Origin of the sequence: Lactococcus sp., from assembly GCF_036648155.1 — a bacterium.
Classification (GTDB): Bacteria; Bacillota; Bacilli; order Lactobacillales; family Streptococcaceae; genus Lactococcus; species Lactococcus cremoris.
Genome location: NZ_JAVXIY010000006.1, coordinates 126,954 through 151,902 on the forward strand (window position 1 = coordinate 126,954; position 24,949 = coordinate 151,902).

The following is a 24,949-nucleotide window of genomic DNA, read 5'->3' on the forward strand; positions in this document are numbered from 1 at the left end:
TGCTATAATTAATAGTGATTGTGACAGCTAGGAGAATAAAATGAATCCATTATTACAGGGAATGAACGAAAAACAAGCACAAGCGGTCCAAACGACAGAAGGACCTTTATTAATTATGGCTGGAGCTGGTTCAGGGAAGACTCGTGTCTTAACTCACCGGATTGCTTATTTAATTGATGAAAAAATGGTTAATCCTTGGAACATACTAGCGATTACCTTTACAAATAAAGCAGCAAAAGAAATGCGGGAGCGTGCATTATCACTTACTCCTAGAGCACAAGATACATTAATTGCAACTTTTCACTCAATGTGTGTCCGAATTTTAAGGCGTGATGCTGACCATATTGGCTATAATCGTAATTTTACAATTATTGACCCAGGTGATCAAAAATCATTGATGAAACGGATTTTGAAAGAAGCTAATTTGGATCCTAAAAAATGGGAACCTAAAGGTCTTTTAAATGCAATTTCAAATGCTAAAAATGACTTACTAGATGAAACAGCTTATGAAGCACAAATTACTGCTAGACACCCTTATGAAATGGTTGTTGCGCGTGTTTATAAGATTTACCAAAAGGAATTGCGCAAAGCAGAATCAATGGATTTTGATGATTTAATCATGCAAACCTTACGTCTTTTTGATGAAAATCCTGATGTTTTAGCCTATTATCAAGGGAAATTTCAATATATCCATGTTGATGAATATCAAGATACCAACCATGCTCAATATCAATTAGTCAAACTATTGGCTAGTCGTTTTCAAAATATTTGTGTTGTTGGGGACGCTGACCAATCGATTTATGGTTGGCGTGGAGCTGATATGCAAAATATTTTAGATTTTGAGAAAGATTATCCAAAAGCTAAAGTCGTCCTATTGGAAGAAAACTATCGTTCGACTAAAACCATACTTGATGCAGCTAATAATGTTATCAAAAATAACTTGAAAAGACGTCCTAAAGAACTATGGACTCAGAATGATGAAGGAGATAAGATTATTTATTTCCGAGCAGGAAATGAGCAAGAAGAAGCAAATAAAGTTTCTGAAATCATTAGTTCAGGAGTTCGTTCAGGTCGTTCATATGCTGATTATGCGGTTCTCTATCGAACCAATGCTCAATCTCGGACGATTGAAGATTCGTTTGTGAAATCAAATATTCCTTATACGATGGTTGCAGGAACAAAATTTTATTCTCGTAAAGAAATTCGAGATGTGATTGCTTATTTAAATGTAGTAGCCAATCCAGCGGATAATATGAGTTTTGAACGGATTGTCAATGAACCTAAAAGAGGAGTTGGTCCAGGGGCTTTAGAAAAATTACGTCGCTTTGCAGAAAGTCGTAATCTTTCTTTAGCAGATTCAAGCTTTGATATTATGCTTTCTGATATTCGAGGAAAAGCGGCTGGCGAGATTTATAATTTAGCAATGGCCTTTGATTTGTTGAGAACACATAGCGAAAGTTCAACAATCACAGAATTGGTTGAAGAAATGTTAGAGCGTACGGGTTATCTTAAGGCCTTGCAGCTAATGCCAAGTATTGAAAATCAGGCTCGGATTGAAAATATTGAAGAATTCTTATCTGTAACCAAGGGTTTTGACGAGAAATCAGAAGTTCCTTTGGATGAAGAAACTGGTGAGCCTATCATTGAAACAGGTTTGGACAAATTGAGCCGTTTCCTTAATGAAGTCAGCTTGCTTTCTGAAACAGATGCCTACGAGGAAGAATCTGACCAAGTCACAATGATGACTTTGCATGCCGCAAAAGGTTTAGAGTTTCCTATTGTTTTCTTAATCGGGATGGAAGAAAATATTTTTCCATTGTCACGTGTGAATGAAGATATTGATGAGTTGGAAGAAGAACGGCGACTAGCCTATGTTGGTATTACAAGAGCAGAAGAAACGCTTTATCTAATGAATGCCAATCAACGGGTTCTTTATGGGAAAACTAGCTATAATCGCCCTAGTCGTTTTATTTCTGAAATTGATGATGAACTTCTTGATTATGCTGGGATTGCTCGTAAAGCAAATTCAACATATAATGCTTCTTATAAATCTGGTGGTTTTGCAAGTGGAATCTCAATGTCAGATGCACTTCATCAACGTAAGGCAGTGATTAATCCAACTGTTGGTCAATCAATCATTGACAACTCAGAAACCGAAGATTGGCAAATCGGGGACACCGCCATTCATCGTAAATGGGGGGAAGGAATGGTCTTAGGGATTTCAGGTTCTGGTAAAAACATGGAGCTTAAGATTAATTTCCCAGAGGTAGGAATGAAGCGACTGTTAGCAGCAATGGCGCCTATTGAGAAAAAATAAGTAACAAAATTATTGGAGAAACTAATGGCTTATCATGAGTTAGAAAAAGTCGAATTGACAAATATGTGTGCCATTATTGACGAAAAAAATCAAAAAGTTCTAGTTCAAGAACGAAAAAAATCGTGGACAGGGATTGCATTTCCAGGAGGACATGTCGAAAAAGGAGAAGCCCTTATCCCCTCAACAATTCGTGAAATTAAAGAAGAAACTGGTCTGGACATTAGCAATTTAAAACTTTGTGGCATTAAAGATTGGTTCGAGCCCAAAAAGAATCGGCGATATATGGTTTTTCTATATTCAACAACAACTTTTTCAGGAGAAGTGATTAATGAAACTGATGAGGGGAAAGTTTTTTGGCAAAACATAAATCAATTGACCGATTTAAAATTGGCAAGTAGTTTTGCTGAAATGGCAGAGATGATGCTTCGTTCATCTTATTCAGAATTTATCTACGAGATTGACGGAGACACTTGGAAGAAGAAATTTTACTGATTTTTTGCATAACAATAATTATGTAAAAGTGCGGCTGGAGGCTTGCTATGACTGAAAAAACAAGATGTAAATGGTGCTTATCAACGGACAAAATGATTCATTATCATGATACCTATTGGGGAGCACCTTTACATAATGATCAAGAACTTTTCGCAAAGTTAGTGCTTGATTTGAATCAAGCAGGTTTATCGTGGGCAACAATCTTAAATAAACAAGAAAATTTTTATGAGGCTTTTGATAATTTTGAAATTGAAAAAGTGGCGCTCTATGATGAAGTTAAGGAAGAAGAACTTTTACAAAATGCAGGGATAATCAGAAATAAGTTAAAAGTTAAAGCTGCGATTGTCAATGCTCAAAAAGTTTTAGAAATTCAAAAAGAATTTGGCTCATTTGATAAGTACATCTGGTCATTTACAGATGGAAAAGTTTTACAGCATCAAGTTAGTGATGAATCTGAAATACCGGCAACAAATGAACTTTCGGACGCGATGAGTAAAAATATGAAAAAACGCGGTTTTAAATTCACTGGTTCAACTGTGATTTATGCTTTTTTACAAGCGGTGGGTGTAATTAATGATCATGCTGATTACTGTTTTAGACAAGTAGAATTAATGGATTGAAAGCGTTTCTTATGATAGAATGAAGAGAGTTTTAAAGTTGTTAAGTTACATAAATTTTCTTTTTTGAAAAGGAGCTTATTATGGCAAAAATTCATCCTTATCTTACTTTTAATAACACTAAAGAAGCTTTAGATTATTATAAAGCTGTTCTTGGGGCAACTCATATTTCACGAATGCCTGTCGCAGCAGAACAAGCCGAACAATTCGGAGTTCCATTAGAAAAAGCAGCTGATTTAACCATGCATTCCCAGTTTGATATTTTGGGTTCGACAATTATGGCAGCTGATAACTTTATGAAAGTTGACCCACTTGTTTATGATGCTGTATCTATTCTGATTGATTTGGATTCTGAGGATGAAAAAGCTTTAGCAGAAGCCGATGCTTTTTGGGACAAGGCCGTTGAATCAGGAACAGTTACAGTAAATTTGCCTTTCGAGACACAATTTTGGGGTGGAAAAATGGGAGATTTTACTGACAAATATGGTGTGCGTTGGATGTTGCATGCTCAACCCTATTCAAAATTGCCATAAAATTCATAAATAGTAAAAATAAAAATAAAAGTACTGACAGCCGAGACTGGTCAGTATTTTTTTATATGAAAATCAATTTTTTATTTAATGATACCTAAAAATTTTATAGATATTTGGATAGTTGCCAAAAATTTGTTATAATCAATATGTGAATTTTAACACAAAAGGAGTAACTATGAAAATTTGGACAAAACTGGGCTTGCTCTCGCTTGTAGGCCTCACTTTAACAGCTTGTGGAAGCAACACAAAGACGGCTAAAGAACAATCGAGTTCGTCTCAAAAAGTTGAAACTTCTGCTGGTGCAAGTAAATCAAACACTTATGCAGATCCTTCAACATTAAGTGATAAATATGATGTTATTATTGTCGGTTCAGGCGGAGCTGGAATGACAGCAGCAATCGAAGCAAAAGATGCTGGAATGAATCCAGTAATTTTGGAAAAAATGCCGATAGCTGGAGGAAATACTTCAAAAGCCTCAGCTGGTTTGAACGCATCAGAAACATCAGTCGAAAAAGCACAAGGTGTCGCCGATTCAAATGATAAATTTTATGAAGAAACGCTCAAAGGTGGGGGAGGGACCAATGATAAAGCCCTTCTTCGCTATTTTGTTGACCATTCAGCTGGAGCTGTCGATTGGTTAAATACCAATGGAATTGTATTAGATAATTTAACAACTACAGGCGGAATGTCAGTTTCTAGAACTCACCGTCCACATGATGGTTCTGCAGTAGGGGGCTATCTGGTAAAAGGACTCGAAGAAAATATCTCGAAACGAAATATTCCATTATTTGTAAATAGTGATGTCACTAAAATTACTGAAAAAGATGGAAAAGTATCTGGAGTAAAGGTTAAAATCGAAGGGGAAACAAAAAATATTTCTTCTAAGGCGGTAGTAGTCACAACTGGAGGCTTTGGTGCAAACAAAAAAATGATTGCCAAATATCGTCCAGATTTAAAAGATTATGTAACAACAAATGCTGCTGGTTCAACTGGTGACGGAATCACTATGATTTCAGAACTTGGTGGTCAATTAGTTGATATGGATAAAATCCAAATTCACCCAACTGTATTCCAAAAAACAGGTTATCTGGTTTCAGAGTCTATCCGTGGTGAGGGAGCAATTCTTGTAAATCAAAAAGGGAAACGTTTCTTTAATGAAATGGATACCCGTGATAAAGTATCTGCTGCTGAACTCAAACAACCTGGGAAATATTCTTATGTTATTTTCGGTGAAGGAACAAAAGCTAATGTAAAAGCTGTTGAACAATATATGTCTAAAGACATGGTTGTAGAAGGAAATAGTGTAAAAGATCTTGCTGACAAGCTTGATATTGACCAAAAAATACTCACTTCAACAATTGATGGCTGGAACAAAGCAGTTTCAACTAAAAAAGATGAAGAATTTGGTCGTACAACAGGAATGACCAATAATATTTCTGGTAAGTTTTATGCGATAAAAGTAGCGCCGGGTATTCACCATACAATGGCAGGCGTTAAAATTAATACAAATACTCAAGTTCTGAAAAAAGATGGAAGTCCAATCCAAGGCTTATATGCTGCAGGAGAAGTTACTGGTGGCCTCCATGGCGGAAATCGAATTGGTGGAAATGCAGTCGCTGATATTGTAATATTTGGACGTCAAGCAGGGCTTCAATCATCTGCTTACGCGAAAACAATTGACTAATAATAAAGAAAGTTAAAATTAAACTGGAATGAAGTGCTGACAAGTCTGTCAGTACTTTTTTCTAAAATAATACTAATTTTCATTTTTATTGTATACTAATATTAAGTTTGTATAGAAAAGGGCTAGATGATAATGGATAATGATATTCAACTATTGACAGAAGAAGCAAATGAGTTATCTCACATTTTGAATAGAGGAAATATTGTCAGTGCCCAAGTACAAAAAATGGAGCCTTATGAGCAAGGCTTTTCTGGGGCTAGTTTACTTCGACTCAAAGTCCTTTTTGCTGATGGACAGCAAGGGAGTTTTATTGGTAAGAAAGCAGATTTAAAGGAGAGAATGGTGATGCGAACGCTGACAGAACAAGGTCATCATCATACGCCAGCAGCTTATTGCGAGAATTTAACATCAGATGAAGCCCAATGGATGGTTGAAGAAGATTTAGGTAAACAACTTAGTGCACCTTCTAATCGCTTGCAATGGTTGAATAAAGTTGCGGCTGCTCTTGCTGAAATTCATGGAAATAATATGAACCGAGGAAAAGAAATGGCGTGGCTTACGCCTGCTGATGCTGAATATTGGAATAAAATAGTAGGTCAACTATCGGTGGACCATTTTGAAAAAGCAATTTCTGATGATTATAGATTTGCTCAGCAATTTGAAGGCTATTTACCGAAAGTAAAAGAAAAGGCCGCTTTATTTGCGAAGAATATGATAGAAATCTCTAAGGAAGAAGAATGGCTAACCTTGACACATGGCGATTTACAAAATGTTGAGGGAAACCATGTCTATAATATTCAAGGAAATCCTTATATTATTGATTTTGGATTTTCAAGCTATGCTCCTTTTTATATTGACCTTGTAGATTATTTTTCTGCTGATGAGGCTATCTTATATCATAAAGCACTTATAGAAAGAGGGTTTTCTTTGGAATTAAAAGACTTTGAAGAACGTTTTAAGGCAGCAAGTTTATACCCTTGCTTTATTTACATGTTTCCAAGTATGATGGACTGGAAAAGGGGAAATGAAGAAAAGTTGATGAAATTGATTGATAAAATTGTTCATGATTGACGTAAAAAAATGGCTAAGTTCTATCATTAAAAAAACGAGAAATAAACAATCAAATATAAAAATAAAAAAAGACAAAATGTTTAAATTTGTCTTTTTTAAATTGAGAAAACTCGGACATGCTAATTATTTTCATTAGTTTTTTTCTTCCGACGACGGTAGAGATAAAGTAAAATAATAAAAATAGGAATTAAGAGTAAGAACCATAACAACCACCAATCAGAGTCTTTCTTTTGAACAGAATTGTTCGCAATTTCTTTGACTTGTTTATCCCTAACAGTAAATTTCTCAGTAAAATGCCAAGTGTTTTTACCAGATTTGGCTACCAAATCTAAATAGTAATGTCCTGCTTTAAGCTTAGTCTTTGCGGGAACACTGTAATTAAAAGTAGAATGAGGGGCCATATCAAGATTTTCATCAGTAGATTGATATAAAAGTTTATTATTATCTTGCTGATAAACTTTAGTGGATATAGACAGGTGTGGCATTACCCAGCTTGTTGGATTAGCCAGTTTAGCCAAAATTCCTGATTTATTTTTATTGGTAACTCCTGCTGTAACTTCGGTCAATTGTAAATCTAGCTGAGGTGTTGAGCTTGGCTGTGTTCGAATGACCACGGGGATTTCTGCACTATAATGATTAACGATTTTTTGATTTTTATTTTCTTCTTGTTCTACATTATTTGGAACTTTTTAGACATGAATAGCGCCTAAAATGATTCCAGGTGATGAAACGGAAGGTCGGGTCAAATTAAGAAGCACTTCTTTACTTTGATTTCCAGCAATTTCAACTTCTGTAGTCTCAGCATTTAATTGGCTAAGAGTTGTTGAAGTACTAGGGAAAGGAAGAGTAGCTTTAGAAGGTGCCGCATAAGTTATTTGCCCTAAATTATTTGTCAAACCATTATATAAAGAAACTTTGAACTTATTAGTTTGACTTTCGTTATTAGAAATTGTTAAGGAGAGTTGAGCTGTAGAATCAGTTGGAATCAGTAAATCATAAAATGATGCGTCTTTTGTCTGGTACTGATTTTCATTTTTCTTAATTGAAAAATTGGCATCTGCCTGTACAGAGAGCTGGGACGCTAAAAGACTACCGAAAACAAATGATAAAAGGAGGAAGAGTTTTTTCATAAGAGTTCCTTTTGGGAAGATTATTAATAAGAACCCTCACGCTGTGAGGGTTGCCCTTAAATTAGTTGAAGTCACTAGCTTTTGTGACTGTTTTTGAGATTGCCCAATCAACATTTAATGTGATAGATTTACCAGCAGTAGCTTTTGCTTGAGCTTTAGTTAAGGCAATATTTGTAGTATCCTTATCGATATCTAAAGACTGTTGTCCAAAGCTTTCGGCATCAGCCGCTTTAGTGAACACAGCACCACTTAAGCTGGTCAATGTTACACCATTTATTGTTAAGTTAGCTCCAGTATCTTGAGTGCTACCTGAAACTGTCCAACCTGTTGGGTTGGCTCTTGTATCAGTGACGTGTACAGCTTCCTTACCAGTTGTATTAGTACTTTCTTTCAAAAGAACTGAAAGATCACTATCATTATACTGGTATGAACCAAAGTCAAGGCTATCAATGCTATTAAGTGTAACATCACCATCAGTAATTTTTAGAGTTCCTGTAGAAGTAGCGTCATCAGCAAATACAACAGCTGTTGATGAGACTCCTGTTAAAGCAACTAAAGTTAATAAAGCAAGGTTTATTTTTTTCATTTTTTCTCTCCTTAAGTTATTGAATTTTTAAGACTACAATATTGTAACATATCGTAAACAAAAAAACTAAAATTAAAATGATATAATACTTAATGGTTCAAAAAAACATTTAGAGCATTATAGCGCAATACTGTATTCAATATAATACAGTATTGCAATGCAATTTGCTTACAGTCTATTAATTATAAGGGGATAAATTGAAACAAGTTAAGTATTTTTTGTATTCTATATGCGAAGTATTCGTAATTATTATGTTATGTTTATTTTTTGCTAATGGAATTCAAGCAGCCACTAAAGAAATTATTAGACCTTCTGATCAATATCCCTTAGGAGCAGCAACAATGGCTACTTTCTATGCAGGTGAGAATATAGTGATTAATACGAATTACCCGACAAATGGGGAATTTTATGCAGGGCATTTTTATTCAGGAACAAGTTTATCAAGTGATGGAAGAACTGAACTTGGACCTGGAAGTATCAATGATTTAAGTAAATATACAGGGAAGTTGCCCAAAAATCTGGACCCAATGTTTATTTCGGCCACGGCATTTTCCCCTGCTATCACAAAGTCACTTGCTGAAACACAGAGTTTACGAGGAAATCAAAAAGAAACTTATCATTATGTGATGGGGGTTTCAAACGATGATGATTTTACTGATAATCAATTGGATAGTATTTTTAATAACAATGAATACAAGACGGCTTTTAAAAATAAAGCTTACAAAAAGCCAAATGGAGAAATTGCTCATCTTGAAGATATTGACTATTTTAAAGACAATGGTGTGGTTAATCAAAGTACAGGAATACAGAATGTGACCACAGTGAGTGATTATTATAATAATTTAACTGCCAGCACTTATGATTCAGAGGGGAATATCACAGGTTATAAACTAGCCTCATTTAATGAAGCAATAAAATCTGTAGCAGTCAACACTAAAGAAGTCAAAGACCCTATATGGACCTCTCCTAGTGTCATTCAAATCAATATAAGTATGGATGAGAGTAAAACTAATACTGGTGTTGTTGCGATTGATATTGATGGTAAAGCTAATGATGGACTCTTTCAAAACTCAGAGGAAGTGGCAATAAATCTGTTAAACTATGATTCTAGCAAACAAAAAATTCCCTATATCATTTTGAACTACCATAATTTCAAACAATTCAATTTTGAAAACACTTCTATTTTTAGGGTAAGTGCTTATACGAATGAACAAGTAAAACGTGATCAGCCAGATATAAATCAATTCTATTTAAAAGATGACCGTCTAAATTTATCCTCAACAAAGGATAACGAACAAAGATATAATACTGCTTCACATATTATTAATAATTTCAACACAATTACTGGTGGGGAGGACTCAACGATTCAAATCAATAATGATAAAACAGACGATGGTTTTTCATTTTTAGGAACGCTCTTAGCTCCTCACACGAGTATCTCCGTGAATAGTACAACTACGCAGGGATTTGCAGGAAATATTATAACAGGACGTAGCCTGTATCTGTTGAGTGATATTACTGCTGATAATGCTTTTTCGTCAAATTTTAATAATGATGAGGATTTTCCGGGAACGAGTGATTTAGAGCCGGATTCAAACACACCACCAAGAATTTTGTCAATTGATTTACCAGATAAAGTCAGTTTTAGTCCAGAAAATGCTGAAACTCATTATAAATTTGAATTTTCTTTAAATAATAATACGCAGGTAGACCCAGAATCTCAAACAATGCATCGACTAGATGGAAGAAAAGTAAACAATACTTTTAACATCGAGCAACCAGCCAATAGTTCGAGCAATCTGTGGTCTCGTATGAATGACGGACAATGGAAAAAATATGAAAAAGAAGCAATTGTAGCTAATGACCAAGATAGTGCTCAGACTACTCAACTCTCAATTGCTGACGTCACAGAAGATTTAAAAACTGCTGATGGAAAAGATAATTATGATGATCAGACCTTATATGATGGAGGTCAAATTGATGCTTCTTATGATGTGGATGGTCAACAAAAAGCATTCATTGGTCAGCATTTATTACATAGAAATAAATTTTCATTTATTGTTGCAAGAAAAGAAGATGACTTATCAACGATGAGTCAAGAAGAAATTGATAAGAAGTATTCTAATACAATGGCTGTCTATACACTCGAAGTACATGGAGACCTTTTGGTCAATTATCCTAAGATATTTGATTTTGGGACTTATCAATTGGGAACCTCAGGATTAGCAAATAATGAGTTTAGAGTTGCGAAAGGTCAAATTAATGTAGAGAATCCTTATTATTTGGATTGGAAATTACTTGTAAAAAATACCACGACTGAAATTCAAAATAATCCATTATTGTTAGATATGGCAACGGATTTTAATGCTCAATTATATAATCTTGTCAGTAATACAGATGATACTTGGCTACCGGGCGCTTTTGTAAATTTGGGCTCGCTCAAGGCAACAGGAGAACAAACAATGCTAGTACTAAGTACTGAACCTGATAATTCGGTTGATTCCAATTGGAGTGAAGTTCAGCCAACTTCAAGTATGCAGTTTTATAAAACAGATGTGGAGTTAAAGTTCCATACGAATCGTGCGGATGGTTATGTGAAAAGAACGGGAAGTTACAAATTAAATGCTTCTTGGAAATTAACAACCCCCAATACAATAAAACATTAACAGTATACTTTTGGTTTTGAATTATAAATATTTCAAGGTTCGTTTGAGTCGTTCTTACAGACAAACAATAATAAAATTTTAAGAGTATCTATTTTAATTAATCTATATGTTTAGTGATATTTATTGGCTCACACTAATGGGGTATGTTATAATGTAAAATAATCAATGATTTTTTAGTTTTATTAAGGAGGAGATTCATGGCGAAACATTCAAAGGTGAGTTCAAAAAATAACAAAAAAATAATTGCAATTATCAGTTTGTCAGTCATTTTAATTATTGCTTTTGGAGTTATTGCTTATCAAGTTTTTTACCCTCATAAAACCTCTGATAAGGTAACATCCTTTGCACAGACAAGTTCTTCAAAGGAGAGTAAGAGTACAAAAAGTGACTCATCACAAGAGTCGACTTCTAGTTCGTCAACCAGCTCTGCTCCTTCAACTAGCCAGAGTACAAGTACTGCGATGAGTTGGACAGCCTTAACAGATAAACAAAAAGATGCCGTTTATGCTCAATGGATAAATAATGCTCAAGGAAAATTTGATATTTATACGGGAGAAACTTATCGAATTTATTTTGTCAATGCGGGACCAAATGGGGTGTCAACATATGATGATCCGGTAAATGTGATTCAGAATACAGCACGTATCCAAATTAACGCAAATGGAACATATTATTTGCAAGTTCCAGACCCAAGCCAAACAGGCTTAAGAATGGCACAGAATCCTTGGCCGATGGTCAATTGGCAAACTAAAGAAACACTGACAGGTGCACAACTTGCAGCCAAATATGGTTCAGATACTTCACTCAATAGTGGAAGTTCACAAATTAAATCAATAAATGCCACACCAGTTCCAACAGGAAATTGATAAGAAGTAGACTGACTTTTGTCAGTCTTTTTTTGTGAAATTAAAGTACTGACTATTCTGTCAGTACTTTTGTATTGTCAACGATGACTGATAGAGACTGTAAGTGATTTTTTAGTCAAAAAATGCTATAATTTTCAGGATGAATGAAAATTTGAACGGCATTTTAAATGTCTATAAAGAAGCTGGTTGGACATCTTTTGATGTCGTCGCCAAACTTCGTGGTATTTTAAAAACAAAAAAAATTGGACATGGTGGGACTTTAGACCCATCAGTAACCGGTGTTTTACCTATTGCTGTTGGAAAATCAACACGATTATTAGAATACATGGAAGCAGCAGGTAAAATTTACGAAGGTCAAGTGACGATTGGGTTTTCAACTGAAACCGAGGATGCTGATGGTGCAATTGTAAATCAAACGCCAGTAAAAAATAATTTAACTGAGAGTGAAATTGATTCTGCGATGTCGCACTTTGTCGGGAAAATAAAACAGATTCCGCCAATGTATTCGGCAGTAAAAATCAATGGGAAAAAGTTATATGAATATGCTAGAGCGGGTCAGACGATTGAACGCCCAGCAAGAGAGATTACAATAAAATCTTTTGTAAGGACAAGCCCGATTGATTGGAATAAGGAAGAAGGCTTAGTCACTTTTTCTTTTAAAGTTGAGTGTAGTAAAGGGACTTATGTTCGGACTTTAGCGGTTGATTTGGCAGACAGTCTTGGCTATGCAGGACATATGTCAAAATTACAACGGACGGCAAGTAATGGCTTACTGATTAAAGATGCTATTAAATTGTCAAAAATTGAAGAAATAAAAGAATCGGGAAAGCTTTCTACTATATTGTATCCAGCAGAATATGCTGTCAGTGATTTGCCTAGAGTTAATTTAACTACTGTTCAGTTTGAGATGGCGCGTGTTGGCAAGAAATTTGCTCAAAGTGATTGGACAAATGAGGTAGAAACTGCTGACAGTTCTGTCAGTAAGATAACAGAGCAAGAATATTTACTGACAGACTTGTCGTTACTGACAACAGAAAAATTTGCGGCTTTTTATAATGATAAATTAGTTGCTATCTATATGAAACATCCTGAAAAAGAAGGAATCTGGAAACCCAATAAAGTATTGGTCTGATTCTAAGCACATGAAGTTAAAAGTGAGAAAAATGGAAATATTAGAATTTACTGATGAACTAAAATTTGATGAAGAACTCATTCTTGTCCTCGGTTATTTTGACGGCTTACACCGAGGACATCAAAGCCTCTTTGCTGAAGCAAAAAAAATTGCTGCAGTATTAAATTTAAAAATTGCTGTTTTTACATTTCCAGAAAAACCAACGTTAACATTTAATAAATTTGAGCCAGATATGCTTTTAAAATTAACCTCAGATAAAAAAAGGGCAGAACTGTTTGCTGAAAATGGGGTTGATTATCTTGTTTTTAAAGACTTTACCTCTAAGTTTGCTCATCAAACTTCAACAGAATTTGCTAAAAGTGTAGTCAGGAGATTTAATCCTAAAGTCGTTATTACTGGTTTTGATTATACAACGGGTTCTGATATGAAGAATCTAGAGTCAACAGAAGACTATCGGGTTGTTATTATACCAGAAAAAGCTGATGAGCAAGGGAAAATTTCTTCAACTCGGATTAGAAAAGCAGTTGAAGCAGGAGATATTGCTCAAGCTAATCAACTACTAGGCTATTCTTATGAAACCACTGGGCTTGTCGTACATGGTTTTGCCAGAGGAAGACAGTTAGGCTATCCAACAGCAAACTTGGTCATTAAAGATTATGTTCATCTACCTGCAGTGGGAGTTTATACCTGTGATGTACTCTTTGCGGGTGAACGTCATCGAGGCTTTGCTTCAATTGGCTATAATGACACCTTTAATGGCACTGAAAAAACGGTAGAAGTTCATATCTTTGATTTTAATGGAGAAATCTATGGTGAAAATTTGACCGTGTTATGGTTAGATAAAATTCGCGATATGATAAAATTTGAAGGTATTGATCAATTGATTGACCAGATGAAAGAAGATGAACAAATCGCTCGAGATTTTAAAGCGTAAGAAACTAGGAAAAGAGATTTGGAAAGGGAGCCAAAAAACGTTGTGAGTCAATAGTTAATTCACTTGTTTTTTTGTGAAAAAAGAGATGAAAATTAATAATAAAAAAGTTGTAATTGTGGGAGCTGGAGCAGTAGGGAGTACTTATGCTCATAATTTGGTCGTTGATGATTTAGCAGATGAAATCGCCATTATCAATACTAATAAAAGTAAGGCTTCTGCCAATAGTTTGGACTTGCTTCATGCTCTGCCTTATTTAAACTCAGCTCCTAAAAATATCTATGCAGCAGACTACGCTGATGTTGCTGACGCCGATATCGTTGTTTTATCCGCTAATGCTCCGTCAGCTACCTTTGGTAAACATCCAGACCGTCTTCAATTACTAGAAAATAATGTTGAGATGATTCGCGATATTACGCGAAAAACAATGGACGCTGGCTTTGACGGCATTTTCTTAGTAGCTTCAAACCCTGTAGACGTACTTGCTCAAGTAGTTGCTGAAGTTTCTGGCTTACCTAAACACCGAATTATTGGAACAGGAACCTTGCTTGAAACAAGTCGAATGCGACAAATTGTAGCTGAAAAACTTCAAATTAACCCTAAAAGTATTCATGGTTATGTTTTAGCTGAACATGGGAAATCTAGTTTTGCCGCTTGGTCCAATGTTACTGTTGGTGCAATTCCATTAACAACTTGGCTTGAAAAATATCCGAATCCAGATTTTCCGACATTTGATGAAATTGATCAAGAAATTCGCGAAGTAGGTTTAGATATTTTCATGCAAAAAGGAAATACCTCATACGGAATCGCTGCTTCATTAGCACGTTTAACAAGAGCAATTTTCCGAAATGAGAGCGTCATTTTACCTGTTTCGGCTCATTTGACAGGTCAGTACGGACAAGCTGAACTATATACAGGTAGTCCAGCAATAATCGACCGGACAGGTGTTCGAGCCGTTTTAGAATTGGAATTAACAGCAGAAGAGCAAGTTAAATTTGAACATTCTGCAGCACTCTTAAAAGAGAACTTTGAATCCATCAAGGAAAAATGCACATTATAAAAAAAGGGATAGATAATTATCCCTTTTTTTATTTAATTCAACGAAATAATATTTCTTAAATAAAAAAATAAAATTAATGCTTGAAATAATAATTCATTTACGATATAATGAATACGTTATCAAGAAATGATATTTCGAAAGGATAAAAAATGTACGGTTTTTCAATTTTCATGAATAAGGACTTAGATGAAAAGACTTATTCATATATTGACAAAATGGCAAATCAAGGTTTTAAAGGGATTTTTACGTCTATGCACATTCCGGAAGAAGAAGTGAGCCTTTATAAAAAAAGGCTGATGGATTTAGGGAAGAGAGCAAAAGAGAATCATTTAAAACTCATGGTTGATATCTCAGGAAATGCTCTAGAGAAAGCTGGCTTTTCTATTAATCGCCTTAAAGAGCTTAAAGATTTAGGTGTAACTGGTCTTAGGATGGATTATCATATTAGCAATGAAACAATTGCTAAAGTGAGTCAGGAACTGACAGTAAGTCTAAACGCTAGTACGATTACACCAAAAGACATTGATGAGTTAAAAGAACATAAAGCAAACTTTAGCAAACTTGAAGCATGGCATAATTACTATCCAAGACCTGAAACAGGACTTTCTCGAGAAGGTTTTCTTAAAAAGAATGAGTTTCTGAAAAACCATTCTTTTCAAGTGATGGCATTTATTCCAGGCGATGATTCTTTACGGCATCCTCTTTATCAAGGCTTACCAACTCTTGAAGAGCACAGATTCAAACACCCTCTGGCTTGTTTACTAGATATGGAATCAATGAATGTTGAACATATTTACGTCGGTGATGGAGGTTTGAAAGAGTATTCCCTTAAACAAATTAAAGGTTATTTTCAAGAAAATGTATTGTCATTGAGAGCTAGTCAAACAACAACTTTCTTTAGCTATGTCTTAGGGCAACATGAGAATAGGCAAGATGATGCCAGAGATGTAATTAGAAGCGCTCAAGCGCGCTTCAAGGAAATTCCGGAAATTATCCCAGAAAACACAATTGAGCGAAGCAGAGGCTCAATCACTATTGATAATTGTGACTATGGCCGTTATATGGGTGAAATTCAAATTGTCAAAAATGATTTAGTAGCAGATGAGAAAGTCAATGTCGTAGGCAAGATAATCGCTGAAGACAGACCACTCATTACTTTCATTGGTTCAGGACAAAAATTTAAAATAGAAAAAGAGAAAAATAATGATTGATTTATCAACACTAACAACAGAACGACGTAATGACGAAACATTTAACCTTGATCAAATGACCGTAAAAGAAGCACTTGTCAAAATGAACAATGAAGATAAGAAAGTAGCTTATGCGGTAGAAGAAGCATTGCCAAGTATTGAACCAGTTATTTCATCAGCAATTGAAGCTTTTAACAAAGGTGGCCGTTTGATTTATATGGGAGCTGGAACAAGTGGTCGTCTGGGGGTTCTTGATGCGGCTGAATGTGTCCCAACCTTTGGGGTGCCGGCAATGCAAGTCATTGGTTTAATCGCTGGAGGAGACAAGGCAATGACAGTCGCAGTTGAAGGAGCTGAGGATAGTTTAGAACTAGGTAGACAAGATTTAATTGACTTAAATTTGTCAGAAAATGATCTTGTTTTGGGAATTGCTGCAAGTGGACGAACACCTTATGTGATTGGTGCTTTAGACTATGCCAAAGAAATTGGAGCTAAAAGAGCCAGCCTTTCTTGTAATCTTAATGCTGAAATTTCAAAACATGCTGAATTTCCGATTGAAGTTGACTGTGGTCCAGAATTTTTAACTGGTTCTACTCGCTTGAAATCAGGGACAGCTCAAAAATTAATTTTGAATATGATTTCAACAATTTCAATGATTGGAATCGGGAAAGTTTATAATAATTTGATGGTTGATGTTAAGCCAACTAACGAAAAATTAGTTGAGCGTAGCAAACGAATCATTATGCAAGCAACAGATTGTTCTTATGAAGAAGCAGAAGAAAAATTCAATGAAGCAAATCAAGATGTCAAACTGGCGATTGTAATGCTTCTCACTGACTGTGCTGCAGAAGAAGGAAAGACAAAACTAGTTAAAGCAAATGGTTTTGTGAAAAATACTCTGAATTAAGAATTCACCCTTTTAAGGTAGAAAAAGGAGCAAAAATGGCGGAAGAAAAAATAGCTCGTATTGCAAGAGAGATTTATGAAAATGTTGGCGGAACACAGAATGTCAAAAAATTGATTCATTGCATGACTCGTGTTCGGATGACCATTATTGACGATTCTAAAGTTAATCTCGCAGGCCTAAAAGCGATTGACGGGGTAATGGGCGTTGTTGAAGATGAAACACTTCAAGTTGTTATAGGACCTGGAACAGTAAATAAAGTTGCACAAGCAATGGTCGACACAGTTGGCGTAAGATTGGGAGAAGCTTTTCCAAATGCAGAAGGTCAGTCAATCGACGATTTAATGGCAAAAACAAAATCGGAAGCTAAAGAAAAGTATAATAAACCCTCAAAATTTAAGGCAGTATTAAATACAATTTCTAAAATATTCGTTCCCTTGATTCCAGCCTTTGTTGGTGCTGGTTTAATTGGAGGATTAGCCTCTGTATTAGGTAACTTGGTCACTGCTGGAACTTTAGATGCAGCAACTTGGGCACAGTTTATTACTGTTCTTAAGATTATTCAATCTGGAATCTTCTCTTATTTGGCTATTTATGTCGGAATAAACTCAGCTCAAGAATTTGGTGCGACTCCAGCTCTTGGTGGGGTCATCGGTGCTGTTTCTCTACTAACAGGTATGAATCCAGAGCTTCCTCTAAAGAATATTTTTAACGGAAGTGCTCTTTCAGCCGGTCAAGGTGGGATTATCGGTGTAATCTTTGCAGTTTGGCTATTATCAATTTTAGAAAAACAATTGCGTAAATTTATTCCTGATTCAATTGATATTATTGTTACACCTACGATTGGTTTATTAGTGATTGGGTTTGCAGAAATCTTTGCTATTATGCCAATAGCAGGCGTCATTTCTTCAAGTTTGGTAGGAGCAATTAATTTTATTCTTCAAGTTGGTGGTGGCGTTTCTGGTTTTGTGCTTGGTGTTCTCTTTTTACCAATGGTTATGTTTGGTTTGCACCAAATTTTGACTCCGATTCATTTAGAAATGATTGCCAAAACTGGTTCAACTCAATTATTGCCAATTCTAGCCATGGCTGGTGCTGGTCAAGTCGGTGCTGCGATTGCACTTTGGCTTCGTTTGAGAAAAGATAAAGAATTTGTTGAACTTGTAAAAGGAGCTTTGCCAGTTGGAATATTAGGTATTGGTGAACCTTTAATTTATGGAATTACGCTTCCTCTTGGTCGTCCCTTTATTACGGCCTGTATTGGTGGAGGGATTGGTGGGGCCATTATTGGTTCTTTAGGTCAAGCAGGTGCCATTGCCATTGGGCCTTCAGGTCTTGCTCTCCTTCCGCTTATTGCCAATGGAAAATGGTGGGTATATCTTCTCGGTCTCTTGGGTGCTTATGTGGGTGGATTTATCGCAACTTATCTCTTTGGGATTCCTAAAGATGCTAAGGAAAAAGCGGATAATTATGGAAAATCCGTACAAATGGAAACTCTCCAACCTACATTACGTGTCGTAACGACGCCAGAATTTTCTAGCTCAGTAATCAGTTCACCACTTGATGGTAATGTAAAAGAACTTTCTTCAATTGAGGATGAAGTTTTCTCAAGCGGAATGTTGGGTAAAGGAGTGGCAATTGAACCAACGAATGGAGAAATTGTGTCTCCAGTTAACGGAGTAGTCTCAACTGTCTTTCCAACTAAACATGCTATAGGTTTGACCAGTGATGAAGGGGTAGAAATATTAATTCATATTGGCATGGATACTGTTGCTTTAAATGGTGAAGGATTTGAAAGTTTTGTTAAGCAAAATGACCGTGTTAGAAAAGGTGATTTATTAGTTCGAGCTGATTTTGAAAAAATAAAAGCAGCAGGCTTGTCTACAATTACACCAGTTGTTATTACTAATTCGGATACTTACAGAGAAATTATCATTACACATGGTGCAACAATAAGTAAAGGTCAAGAAATTTTCACAGTAAAAGCATAAAAGTTAGAGGTTGGTTTATACCAACCTCTTTGTTATAATGAAATAAGAATGGAGAGGATACATGGATACTTTACTTATCATCAGGCAAAATTATTCTAACTTTACAACAGTTGAGAAAAAAATAGCCGACTATATTTTTGAAGTCGGAGAAAAAATGTTAGAAAAAAGTGCGCAAGAGGTAGCGAGTGAAATTGGAAGTTCTTCGGCGGCTTTAGTAAGATTTTCCAGAAAGTTGGGTTATGATGGATTCTCACAACTTAAACAAAAATTGAGTGCCTCCTATGCTGTTCATGAAGATGATGAAGATTATTATAAAGAAGTAAATGACTCTGAAACACCGTCCTCAATCAAGAATAAACTAAAAGTTCGGGTTAATCATATGGTGGAAACGACCAATGCAGCCTTATCAGATGATGAAATCATGGCGGCTGTCGCTTTAATTGATGAAGCAGAAAGTATTTTTGTATTTGGTATTGGAGCATCATCTATGGTTGCTCAGGATATTTTTCAAAAGTTTAGTCGAATTGGAAAGCAAGTTTTCTTTATTCAAGATGCTCATTTATTTGTTTCATCTCTTTCGATTTCGGATAGAAAAACAATTTTTATTGGCATTTCGATGAAGGGAGAAACAAAAGAAGTAATTGAACTGGCACGAGTCGTAAAAGGGATGAAAATTCCAATTATTGCTATCACTTCAAGAGAAGAATCGACACTCGGACAGATGTCAGATTATATCCTTCATTCAGTTTCTGGAGAAGATTATCAAATGCGTACGGCTGCCACCATGAGTTTGATGGCACAACTTTATGTTGTGGACATTCTTTTCTATATGTTTGTATCAGAGCATTTTACCGAGAGCTATGATAAGTTAGAAAAGACACGAGATGCAATTAAATTATTGGAAGAAAAATGATAGAGCCGAAATTTACTGATGATGAGTTGATTTCTGCAATTTTTTTCACAATGTGATAAAATAGACCATGTAAAAGATGGATTAAAAGTCCAAAATTTAAGAGGCTTAAAAGGCCCTATAAGGAGAATTAGAATGTCACGTAAACCAATTATCGCTGGTAACTGGAAAATGAATAAAACTTTGTCAGAAGCACAAGCTTTTGTTGAAGCTGTTAAAAATAACTTGCCTTCATCTGATAATGTTGAATCAGTTATCGGTGCACCTGCTCTTTTCCTCGCTCCTATGGCTTACCTTCGTCAAGGTTCAGAATTGAAACTTGCTGCTGAAAATAGCTACTTCGAAAATGCTGGAGCATTCACTGGTGAAAACAGCCCAGCTGCAATCGTTGACCTTGGTGTTGAATACATCATCATCGGTCACAGCGAACGTCGTGAATATTTCCACGAAACTGACGAAGACATCAACAAAAAAGCAAAAGCAATCTTCGCTGCTGGAGCAACTCCAATCCTTTGTTGTGGTGAAACTTTGGAAACTTTTGAAGCTGGTAAAACAGCTGAATGGGTTTCAGGTCAAATCGAAGCTGGTCTTGCAGGATTGACTGCTGAACAAGTTTCAAACTTGGTTATTGCTTATGAGCCAATCTGGGCAATCGGAACTGGTAAAACTGCGACAAACGAAATTGCTGACGAAACTTGTGGTGTTGTCCGTTCAACAGTTGAAAAACTTTACGGAAAAGAAGTTTCAGAAGCTGTACGTATCCAATACGGTGGATCAGTAAAACCTGAAACAATCGAAGGATTGATGGCTAAAGAAAACATCGACGGTGCCCTCGTTGGTGGAGCTTCACTTGAAGCTGATAGCTTCCTTGCATTGCTTGAAATGTACAAATAATTTTTAAATTATGGGTTGAATGAAAGTACTGACAATTCTGTCAGTACTTTTTTCGAGCTTTTTTGAGCTTTTGTCATAGAATAGAATTTTACAGATATGCTAGTATCTCTATCAGTAAATTTTTTGATAAAATAAATAGATGACATCTATTTAAGGGGAGAAAAAATGTGTACTAGTTTTCAACTAAAATCAAGTGATGGTGGCCTAGTTTTTGCAAGAACAATGGATTGGCACCCATTTAAGGCAGAAGCACTGGTTCTGCCTAAAAATTATGAATGGACAAGTGTTTACAATGGGAAAAAAATGACAAATCCTTATGCAATTCTTGGTGTTGGAAATAGTGAAATGCGTCAACATGCTGATATTTCTGACGGGGTCAATGAATATGGCTTAGCAGCTCAAAAATTAACCTTTTCGAATCAGTCAGATTATGCTAGGGAAGGAGAAGCTGGGAAAATTCAACTCGCTGCTTTTGAATTTTTACTTTGGTTATTAGGAAACTGTCGTTCAATTGAAGAAGTTCGTCAGAAGATTGATACTGTCCAATTAATGACCGATGAAAATTCAACTTTCAAATTTGGCCGAAATGATTTGCATTTTTCGGCAACGGATTCGAGTGGTCAAATGATAAATATCGAACCACATGGTGGACGTCTGATCATTTCAAATAACTCGATAGGTGTGGTCACCAATGCTCCCAAATTTGAAAGAGAAGTTGAAAAATTAACCACTTATATGGATCTGAATATACTGACAGAGCCATCAGTAAAAAATAATAATCCCAATCAAATTTCGACTGGGAGTTTCAATGGGAAGCCAGTATTTCCTGGTGGATTTACACCGACTTCCCGATTTATTCGGGCCGCTATCTATAAAGAAAGAGCCATTTATCCTAAAAATGAACAGCAAAATATTATTGAAGCTTGGCATATTTTAAATGGGGTGACTGTCCCTAAATCAGAGGGCCGCTCAGGGACTTATACTGTCTATCGAAGTGCAGTTGAGGTGACGAGTCGAAGACTTTATTTACAAACTTATGAGGATCTAAGCGTTCAAGTCTATCGTTTCCCAGAAGAACTCTAGTCCTAAAATTTTGCTATAATAAAGCAAGATTAATAGGAGAAATTAATGCATTTTATTGTTATATTAGGGGCGCTCATTTCGTTGTCCTTTACAAGCACTTATCTTGTTGCTAGCATTCGCGGTCGTGTTAAACCCAATAAAATTACCTGGTTAATATGGGGCATTGCTCCACTAATTAGTACAGCTGCATCATTATCAACAGGAGTTTCTTGGGCGAGTTTACCAGTGTTTATGGCCGGTTTTGGGCCAATCTTAGTATTTACGGTTGCTTGTTTTAATAAGGCTGCTTATTGGAAAATGGGAAAATTTGATTATATTTGTGGTTTTGTATCAATTTTAGCTTTAGTTGCTTGGTACATGACCAAGAGCCCAAATGTTGCTATTTTGTTAGCGATTCTCTCAGATGCTTTAGCGGCACTTCCAACTCTGATTAAAGGTTGGAACTTCCCAGAAACCGAAAAGGGATTCTTGTTCTTAGGAAGTCTCTTTTCAGCAAGTACAAGTTTTACAGAAGTTCATCAGTGGAAACTTACAGAAGTTGCTTTTCCGATTTATCTCATTATCCTTAGTTTGACAATGATGTTTCTAATTGAAGGCAGAAGAAATTATTTAAAGCGTAAAAAAGTACTCTAATGAGTACTTTTTTTAGTTGATTTGCCAGTGAAATTAACAAGAAGTGCATAAAATGGATTGATTTGATTGTTATAGATGACATACATAATTATAATTAATTCAGTCATATTTTTTGGTCTTTCTAAGCAGTCAATTAAAGGATTCATCTAAGATAATATGAACATAATAAAATGTAATTAATATGTTTGTTTTGGTATATCCTTGAAAAAAATCAATAGTTTAAGTAGAATGTACTTAGTAGCTGACAGATTTGGATAATTTATAAGAGGAATAAAGAAGTCAATTACTAAATCAGGTGAGTATAATAAATCGTACAAAGTTGTTCAAAGGGGACTTAGAGTGAGAAAATATCAAGAAGAAAATGTATATGAGGCTTTTAATAAGCGATTAGACTACATTTGCAATTATTTTGATCATTTAATTGTTTCCTTTTCGGGAGGGAAGGACTCCGGAGTGATGTTAGAACTCGTTCATCGTTACTACGAAGAAAATGAATTAGAGGCAAAAGAAATTAAAGTTTCTGTTTATTATCTTGATTACGAAGGAAATTATCAAGAAACAAAAGACTACATTGAGCGTTCAATGGAGAAATATCCTAGTTTTGACTATTATCACATCTGTATGCCTGTTTCAGCTTCTTGTGGTATCTCAATGTCTCAATCAACTTGGTTACCTTGGGATCCGGAACATCCAGAACTCTGGTTAAATCCCATTCCTAAAGGAGCAATTCATCTTCAAAATCATAATTTCCCCTTTTTTCAAGTTGGAATGTCAGACTATGATTTTCAAAGTAAGTTTTGCCAGTGGCTTCATCAAGAAACAAAAGCAGAAAGAACCGCTGTTCTTGTTGGAATTAGAGCTCAGGAAAGTTTGAATCGTTTTAATGCCGTGACTCGTGAAGAAACTTTTTCACGATTTGGGATGACCAATTATAGTCATCGTATTTTTCATAATATCTTCAATTTTTATCCAATGTATGATTGGCTATTTGAGGATGTTTGGGTAGCAAATGCAAAATTTGGCTTTGACTATAATCATTTATATGATTTATATTTTCAAGCTGGTGTTCCCTTTAAAAGTATGAGAGTTGCTAATCCATTTCATCAGTGTGGAGTCGCCTCTCTAAAACTTTATCAAGCTTTAGAACCTGAGACTTGGGGGAAATTAATGGGGCGTGTCAATGGAGCAAATTTTGCGGCTCTTTATGGCGGGACGGTCGCTCTTGGTTATCGGGGAGTTACCCTGCCTAAAGGACACACTTGGGAAAGCTATGTCAATTTCCTTCTTAAAACTCTTTCGAAAGAAATGCGGCAAGTTTATCTTAAAAAATTTCAAAGTTCATTGACTTATTGGACCAAAAACGGTGGGGCCCTTCCAGAAAAAGTAGTTCGTGAACTTGAAGAAACAGACTTACAATTTGAAAACCTGGGAAATCCGAAAAATAATCGAAATTATAAACAGAAATATAAGGTTATTCGTTTCAAAAAATACCCCGACGATGTTCCAATCAAAAACTTTAGGCTGGTTCCTTCTTATAAGAGAATGTGTATCACAATTTTAAAAAATGATACTTCTTGCCAGTACATGGGTTTTGGTCAAACTAAAGATGAATTGCAAAAGAAAAAGGAGGCCATGAAAAAATGGGAGAGCTTTTTATAAGCCCAGCTTATCAAGTGCAACGTGTTCCAATTGAGAAAATCAGAGCCAACTCATATAATCCAAACAAGACTGCACCATCAGAGTTCAAACTATTAGAGCGTTCTATCTTAGAAGATGGCTATACGATGCCAATCGTTTGTTATTATGATAAAGAAAAAGATATCTATGAGATAGTGGATGGTTTTCATCGATATCTAGTCATGAAAAATTCGCCAGAAATTGCTCAAAGAGAACAAAATTGCTTACCAGTGTCAATCATTGACCGTCCCTTAGAAGACAGAATTGCGAGTACCATTCGCCACAATCGTGCTAGAGGGACTCATTCTATTGAATTAATGACGCAAATCGTTCAACAATTGGTTGAGGCAGGATTGAGTGACCGTTGGATAATCACAAATATTGGGATGGATAAAGAAGAATTACTAAGATTAAAGCAATTGAGTGGTTTGGCCTCTCTGTTTAAAGGAGGAGATTTTTCAAGATCTTGGGAATGGGATAGCGAAGAATGATTAAATAGAGGAGCGAAAGCTACCCTATTTTTTATTTCTGAAAAATTTTTGAAAAAATATTTCTATTTTAAAATGAAGTAGCTTTTACTAG

The 24,949-nt window shown here is 35.5% G+C and carries 23 protein-coding genes; 20 read left to right on the plus strand and 3 right to left on the minus strand.

The features are described from left to right. The first annotated feature begins 40 nt into the window (after positions 1–40). The 6 genes from pcrA to RSC39_RS07450 all read left to right on the plus strand — a co-directional run bounded on the left by pcrA (position 41) and on the right by RSC39_RS07450 (position 6,714). A complete protein-coding gene (pcrA, locus tag RSC39_RS07425; RefSeq protein WP_332536238.1) occupies positions 41–2,317 on the plus strand; it encodes a DNA helicase PcrA in 2,277 nt (758 codons plus the stop codon). A 24-nt stretch (positions 2,318–2,341) separates the two neighbouring features. Further along, positions 2,342–2,809 carry an 8-oxo-dGTP diphosphatase gene (locus RSC39_RS07430; RefSeq protein WP_332536240.1) on the plus strand — a complete coding sequence of 156 codons (468 nt, stop codon included), beginning with the start codon at positions 2,342–2,344 and terminating at the stop codon, positions 2,807–2,809. A gap of 47 nt (positions 2,810–2,856) precedes the next feature. Next, complete coding sequence (locus RSC39_RS07435; RefSeq protein WP_332536242.1) at positions 2,857–3,429, plus strand: DNA-3-methyladenine glycosylase I; 573 nt, start codon at positions 2,857–2,859, stop codon at positions 3,427–3,429. A gap of 80 nt (positions 3,430–3,509) precedes the next feature. Then, complete coding sequence (locus tag RSC39_RS07440; protein WP_015082395.1) at positions 3,510–3,959, plus strand: glyoxalase/bleomycin resistance/extradiol dioxygenase family protein; 450 nt, start codon at positions 3,510–3,512, stop codon at positions 3,957–3,959. A 175-nt stretch (positions 3,960–4,134) separates the two neighbouring features. Further along, entirely contained in the window at positions 4,135–5,643 is a 1,509-nt protein-coding gene (locus RSC39_RS07445; RefSeq protein ID WP_063281775.1) for a flavocytochrome c, read from the plus strand. A 132-nt stretch (positions 5,644–5,775) separates the two neighbouring features. Continuing rightward, positions 5,776–6,714, plus strand: coding sequence for a phosphotransferase (locus RSC39_RS07450; protein WP_332536244.1), 939 nt, complete (start codon positions 5,776–5,778; stop codon positions 6,712–6,714). A 119-nt stretch (positions 6,715–6,833) separates the two neighbouring features. On the opposite strand, the gene RSC39_RS07455 is transcribed toward RSC39_RS07450, so the two are convergent. The 3 genes from RSC39_RS07455 to RSC39_RS07465 all read right to left on the minus strand — a co-directional run bounded on the left by RSC39_RS07455 (position 6,834) and on the right by RSC39_RS07465 (position 8,430). After that, positions 6,834–7,358: a DUF3324 domain-containing protein gene (locus tag RSC39_RS07455; protein ID WP_332536338.1), complete on the minus strand. Its 525-nt coding sequence runs from the start codon at positions 7,356–7,358 to the stop codon at positions 6,834–6,836. Positions 7,359–7,403: 45 nt separating this feature from the next. After that, a complete protein-coding gene (locus RSC39_RS07460; RefSeq protein ID WP_332536246.1) occupies positions 7,404–7,844 on the minus strand; it encodes a DUF916 domain-containing protein in 441 nt (146 codons plus the stop codon). 61 nt (positions 7,845–7,905) lie between these two features. Continuing rightward, entirely contained in the window at positions 7,906–8,430 is a 525-nt protein-coding gene (locus RSC39_RS07465; protein WP_332536248.1) for a WxL domain-containing protein, read from the minus strand. A gap of 251 nt (positions 8,431–8,681) precedes the next feature. On the opposite strand from RSC39_RS07465, the gene RSC39_RS07470 reads away from it, so the two are divergent. The 14 genes from RSC39_RS07470 to RSC39_RS07535 all read left to right on the plus strand — a co-directional run bounded on the left by RSC39_RS07470 (position 8,682) and on the right by RSC39_RS07535 (position 24,858). Beyond that, positions 8,682–11,096, plus strand: coding sequence for a hypothetical protein (locus tag RSC39_RS07470; protein WP_332536250.1), 2,415 nt, complete (start codon positions 8,682–8,684; stop codon positions 11,094–11,096). Positions 11,097–11,293: 197 nt separating this feature from the next. Next, positions 11,294–11,962, plus strand: coding sequence for a hypothetical protein (locus tag RSC39_RS07475; protein ID WP_063281771.1), 669 nt, complete (start codon positions 11,294–11,296; stop codon positions 11,960–11,962). Between the two features lie 151 nt (positions 11,963–12,113). Continuing rightward, positions 12,114–13,094 (plus strand): tRNA pseudouridine(55) synthase TruB, encoded by a 981-nt coding sequence (gene truB, locus RSC39_RS07480; RefSeq protein WP_332536340.1) that lies wholly within the window; start codon positions 12,114–12,116, stop codon positions 13,092–13,094. A gap of 31 nt (positions 13,095–13,125) precedes the next feature. After that, entirely contained in the window at positions 13,126–14,028 is a 903-nt protein-coding gene (locus tag RSC39_RS07485) for a bifunctional riboflavin kinase/FAD synthetase (protein WP_332536253.1), read from the plus strand. A gap of 85 nt (positions 14,029–14,113) precedes the next feature. Next, on the plus strand, positions 14,114–15,085 hold the full coding sequence (locus RSC39_RS07490; RefSeq protein WP_332536255.1) for an L-lactate dehydrogenase: 972 nt from the start codon (positions 14,114–14,116) through the stop codon (positions 15,083–15,085). A 149-nt stretch (positions 15,086–15,234) separates the two neighbouring features. Beyond that, a complete protein-coding gene (locus tag RSC39_RS07495; RefSeq protein WP_332536257.1) occupies positions 15,235–16,296 on the plus strand; it encodes a MupG family TIM beta-alpha barrel fold protein in 1,062 nt (353 codons plus the stop codon). After that, a complete protein-coding gene (gene murQ / locus RSC39_RS07500; RefSeq protein WP_332536259.1) occupies positions 16,289–17,182 on the plus strand; it encodes an N-acetylmuramic acid 6-phosphate etherase in 894 nt (297 codons plus the stop codon). Before RSC39_RS07495 ends, murQ begins: the two co-directional genes overlap by 8 nt. 35 nt (positions 17,183–17,217) lie before the next feature. After that, complete coding sequence (locus RSC39_RS07505; RefSeq protein ID WP_052206558.1) at positions 17,218–19,170, plus strand: glucose PTS transporter subunit IIA; 1,953 nt, start codon at positions 17,218–17,220, stop codon at positions 19,168–19,170. A gap of 61 nt (positions 19,171–19,231) precedes the next feature. Continuing rightward, positions 19,232–20,083, plus strand: coding sequence for a MurR/RpiR family transcriptional regulator (locus RSC39_RS07510; RefSeq protein ID WP_011676245.1), 852 nt, complete (start codon positions 19,232–19,234; stop codon positions 20,081–20,083). Positions 20,084–20,215: 132 nt separating this feature from the next. Beyond that, positions 20,216–20,974, plus strand: coding sequence for a triose-phosphate isomerase (gene tpiA / locus RSC39_RS07515; protein WP_011676246.1), 759 nt, complete (start codon positions 20,216–20,218; stop codon positions 20,972–20,974). Between the two features lie 165 nt (positions 20,975–21,139). Continuing rightward, positions 21,140–22,057: a linear amide C-N hydrolase gene (locus RSC39_RS07520; protein WP_332536264.1), complete on the plus strand. Its 918-nt coding sequence runs from the start codon at positions 21,140–21,142 to the stop codon at positions 22,055–22,057. 45 nt (positions 22,058–22,102) lie between these two features. After that, the gene (locus RSC39_RS07525; RefSeq protein WP_332536266.1) at positions 22,103–22,690 is read left to right on the plus strand and encodes a hypothetical protein; all 588 of its coding nucleotides are present in this window, start codon (positions 22,103–22,105) and stop codon (positions 22,688–22,690) included. 339 nt (positions 22,691–23,029) lie between these two features. Then, entirely contained in the window at positions 23,030–24,349 is a 1,320-nt protein-coding gene (locus RSC39_RS07530) for a DUF3440 domain-containing protein (protein WP_332536268.1), read from the plus strand. Then, positions 24,331–24,858 (plus strand): ParB/RepB/Spo0J family partition protein, encoded by a 528-nt coding sequence (locus tag RSC39_RS07535; protein ID WP_011835278.1) that lies wholly within the window; start codon positions 24,331–24,333, stop codon positions 24,856–24,858. The genes RSC39_RS07530 and RSC39_RS07535 overlap by 19 nt, the downstream gene beginning before the upstream one ends. Positions 24,859–24,949: the final 91 nt, after the last annotated feature.

Bases quoted from the DNA above. Each gene is read 5' to 3' on its own strand.
- RSC39_RS07460 (WP_332536246.1), bottom strand. From the start codon at position 7,844: ATGAAAAAACTCTTCCTCCTTTTATCATTTGTTTTCGGTAGTCTTTTA.
- murQ (WP_332536259.1), top strand. From the start codon at position 16,289: ATGATTGATTTATCAACACTAACAACAGAACGACGTAATGACGAAACA.
- RSC39_RS07510 (WP_011676245.1), top strand. From the start codon at position 19,232: ATGGATACTTTACTTATCATCAGGCAAAATTATTCTAACTTTACAACA.
- tpiA (WP_011676246.1), top strand. From the start codon at position 20,216: ATGTCACGTAAACCAATTATCGCTGGTAACTGGAAAATGAATAAAACT.
- RSC39_RS07440 (WP_015082395.1), top strand. From the start codon at position 3,510: ATGGCAAAAATTCATCCTTATCTTACTTTTAATAACACTAAAGAAGCT.
- RSC39_RS07445 (WP_063281775.1), top strand. From the start codon at position 4,135: ATGAAAATTTGGACAAAACTGGGCTTGCTCTCGCTTGTAGGCCTCACT.
- pcrA (WP_332536238.1), top strand. From the start codon at position 41: ATGAATCCATTATTACAGGGAATGAACGAAAAACAAGCACAAGCGGTC.
- RSC39_RS07535 (WP_011835278.1), top strand. From the start codon at position 24,331: ATGGGAGAGCTTTTTATAAGCCCAGCTTATCAAGTGCAACGTGTTCCA.
- RSC39_RS07485 (WP_332536253.1), top strand. From the start codon at position 13,126: ATGGAAATATTAGAATTTACTGATGAACTAAAATTTGATGAAGAACTC.
- RSC39_RS07490 (WP_332536255.1), top strand. From the start codon at position 14,114: ATGAAAATTAATAATAAAAAAGTTGTAATTGTGGGAGCTGGAGCAGTA.
- RSC39_RS07505 (WP_052206558.1), top strand. From the start codon at position 17,218: ATGGCGGAAGAAAAAATAGCTCGTATTGCAAGAGAGATTTATGAAAAT.
- RSC39_RS07470 (WP_332536250.1), top strand. From the start codon at position 8,682: ATGTTATGTTTATTTTTTGCTAATGGAATTCAAGCAGCCACTAAAGAA.
- RSC39_RS07450 (WP_332536244.1), top strand. From the start codon at position 5,776: ATGGATAATGATATTCAACTATTGACAGAAGAAGCAAATGAGTTATCT.
- RSC39_RS07435 (WP_332536242.1), top strand. From the start codon at position 2,857: ATGACTGAAAAAACAAGATGTAAATGGTGCTTATCAACGGACAAAATG.
- RSC39_RS07430 (WP_332536240.1), top strand. From the start codon at position 2,342: ATGGCTTATCATGAGTTAGAAAAAGTCGAATTGACAAATATGTGTGCC.
- RSC39_RS07520 (WP_332536264.1), top strand. From the start codon at position 21,140: ATGTGTACTAGTTTTCAACTAAAATCAAGTGATGGTGGCCTAGTTTTT.
- RSC39_RS07465 (WP_332536248.1), bottom strand. From the start codon at position 8,430: ATGAAAAAAATAAACCTTGCTTTATTAACTTTAGTTGCTTTAACAGGA.
- RSC39_RS07525 (WP_332536266.1), top strand. From the start codon at position 22,103: ATGCATTTTATTGTTATATTAGGGGCGCTCATTTCGTTGTCCTTTACA.
- RSC39_RS07495 (WP_332536257.1), top strand. From the start codon at position 15,235: ATGTACGGTTTTTCAATTTTCATGAATAAGGACTTAGATGAAAAGACT.
- RSC39_RS07475 (WP_063281771.1), top strand. From the start codon at position 11,294: ATGGCGAAACATTCAAAGGTGAGTTCAAAAAATAACAAAAAAATAATT.